Annotated in this window: 3 protein-coding genes and 1 pseudogene; all 4 read right to left on the bottom strand. The window is 56.5% G+C overall.

The window, feature by feature from the left end; all coding sequences use genetic code 11:
* Positions 1 to 22 precede the first annotated feature (22 nt).
* On the bottom strand, positions 23 to 628 hold the full coding sequence (locus ACOCD2_RS16965; RefSeq protein ID WP_293652941.1) for a hypoxanthine-guanine phosphoribosyltransferase: 606 nt from the start codon (positions 626 to 628) through the stop codon (positions 23 to 25).
* A gap of 3 nt (positions 629 to 631) precedes the next feature.
* Positions 632 to 1678, bottom strand: a complete 1047-nt coding sequence (gene nagZ, locus ACOCD2_RS16960; RefSeq protein ID WP_293650018.1) for a beta-N-acetylhexosaminidase — start codon at positions 1676 to 1678, stop codon at positions 632 to 634.
* A gap of 15 nt (positions 1679 to 1693) precedes the next feature.
* Positions 1694 to 2173 (bottom strand): L,D-transpeptidase family protein, encoded by a 480-nt coding sequence (locus ACOCD2_RS16955; protein WP_293650019.1) that lies wholly within the window; start codon positions 2171 to 2173, stop codon positions 1694 to 1696.
* A pseudogene (locus ACOCD2_RS16950) lies at positions 2170 to 2367 on the bottom strand (adenylate cyclase); the annotation flags it as partial. The gene ACOCD2_RS16955 and the pseudogene ACOCD2_RS16950, both read right to left, overlap by 4 nt.

Raw genomic sequence — 2367 nt, 5'->3', positions numbered from 1 at the left:
AGGTTTTGCGTGAGCCAGTCGTTCAATATCTGGCGGGTTCGGAACAAAGGATAGCTCCTTTTTGGAATATAATCACATGGTACCCGACATCTATGAAATAGATTCCTGAAGCGTTACGCCAATAGCCTTTGTAGTCCATTCCATAACCGAACAGATATTCATCAGGCGTCGTCAGGCCGACGATATCCGCGGTCATGTCGTTTCCGCGCTGGTGTATCTTCTGCACGAGCACGACCGAAATGACCTGTGCAGCACCCTGCTCCTTACAATAATCCACTATGGCCTTTAAAGTGTATCCCTCATCTAGGATATCATCCACCACCACGACGGTTTCCCCTGCGAGGGAATATTCCGGTGTCTTTTTCCATTGCAGGTCTGTGCCGAAGGTGCGTTCCCGATAGCGGGTGGCATGAAGATAATCCACGCGCAGGGGGAAATCGAGACGTGGCAGCAGCATGCCCAGGAGAATCAGCCCGCCATTCATGACCGCCAGCAGTATGGGGTTGCTGTGCGAAACCTTTGCGGCCAGTTCACCTGCCATGCGATCCAGCGCAGATTCCACCTCCTCAGGGTTGTACAACAGCCGGGCATGGTCCTTTACTTCCTGCATGTCGCTGGTTTCTTTCATCACTTACAGCTCCAGGTCCAGAGATTCCTCTCCATCCAGCAGATTCAGGTACTCCATGGCCCGCAGCCAGCGGGGGTCCTCCCGGAGATCGCCGGAAGAGACCTGCCCCTTGCCGTGCATCCGCGCCAGCCGCACCTGACTGACAGGGTCGCAGTATTCCGCCAGGGAAGTAAGCACCTCACTCGCACCTTCCGGATTGTTGCACACCAGGATCATGTCGCAACCGGCGTCCAGGGCTGCTGCTGCACGCTCGGAATAGTCGCCGCCAATATTGGCAGCCGCCATGCTCAGGTCATCGCTGAACACCACGCCACCAAAACCCATGCGCTGGCGCAGCACTTCCTGTATCCAGTAAGGGGAATAGCCCACCGGCCTGTCATCCACGGCCGCGTATACGACATGTGCCGGCATGAGTCCTTCCAGATTGTTTTCCACCATGTGCCGGAAAGGCAGTAGATCATGGTCCCAGATTTCTGAAAAACGCCGCTTGTCTACTGGCAGATCCAGATGGGAATCGGCTTCCACACAGCCGTGACCGGGGAAGTGTTTTCCCACGGAAGGCATACCCACCTCCCTGGCACCCGCAACCCAGCTGAAGGCCAGTTTGCCTACCACGAGTGGATCGTCCGAAAAGGCTCTGTCGCCAATCACCTGACTGATGTCTGTCTGCAGGTCCAGCACGGGGGCAAAACTGAAATCGACACCCACTGCGCGCAGTTCGGCCGCCATCAGCCAGCCGATATGATGTGCGGCATCGATGGCTTTCTGCGGGTGGCTTGAATGCAGCACGCCAAATTTCGATGCTGCCGGCAGCCGGGAGAACCCTTCACGAAACCGCTGTACACGACCTCCTTCCTGATCCACCGACACCAGCAGGGCCGGACTGCGCAAATCATGGATTTCCTTCACCAGTGCTCGGACCTGCTCCGGCGTTTCATAATTTCTGCTGAACAGAATGACCCCACCTGTAGCCGGATGCAACAGGAGTTCACGTTCTTCCGGAGTCAGAACAGTGCCGGCCAGGTCGAGCATCAAAGGTCCGTGTGTCATAGGCTGTGAAGACCGCTATTCAATAATGACGATGGTGCCGTTCGAAACCGCATCGAACAGTTCGATCAGGTCGTGGCTGTTCATACGAATGCACCCGTGCGATACGGGTGTCCCCAGCAGTGATTCCTCTGCCGTCCCGTGAATATAGATAAAGCGTTTGAGCGTATCACAATCACCCCCCCTGTTTATACCGGGTTCCAGCCCGCTCAGCCACAGTATCCGGGTCAGTATCCAGTCCCTGTCCGGAAACTGCCGACCCAGCTCCGGCGTGTAAATTTCTCCCGTGGGCCTGCGCGCCCTGAACACAGTATACAGGGGACAGTTGTCGCCAATCTTCAGGCGGATGCGATGCCGCCCTGTGGGTGTGCAGCCACTGTCCCGCATTGATCCGGGACCCTGCAGTGCGGTCGATACGGGATAGCCTACCACCAGCCTGTCGTCGTCCCAGAGGCCGAGTTCCTGATCCGCCAGTGCAACCCGGAGATAGCGCGTCACGAATCTTCCTTCCAGTAACGATACGGCAGTTTGCTGAGATTGCTGTTGTAGTAGCGGGCATCCGTGGAAATCTCCTCACCCAGCCAGGCGGGACGATGAAACACTTCATCGACGGAATCCAGCTCGATCTCTGCCACGATCAACCCGGCATTTTCACCTTCAAACTCATCGATTTCCCAGCAGTGGCCTTCAAC

Origin of the sequence: Thiolapillus sp. (assembly GCF_048562965.1) — a bacterium.
Taxonomy (GTDB): domain Bacteria; phylum Pseudomonadota; class Gammaproteobacteria; order Chromatiales; family Chromatiaceae; genus Thiolapillus; species Thiolapillus brandeum_A.
The sequence above is the reverse complement of the archived record's forward strand: the minus strand, read 5'-3'. Positions and strand labels throughout refer to the sequence as shown.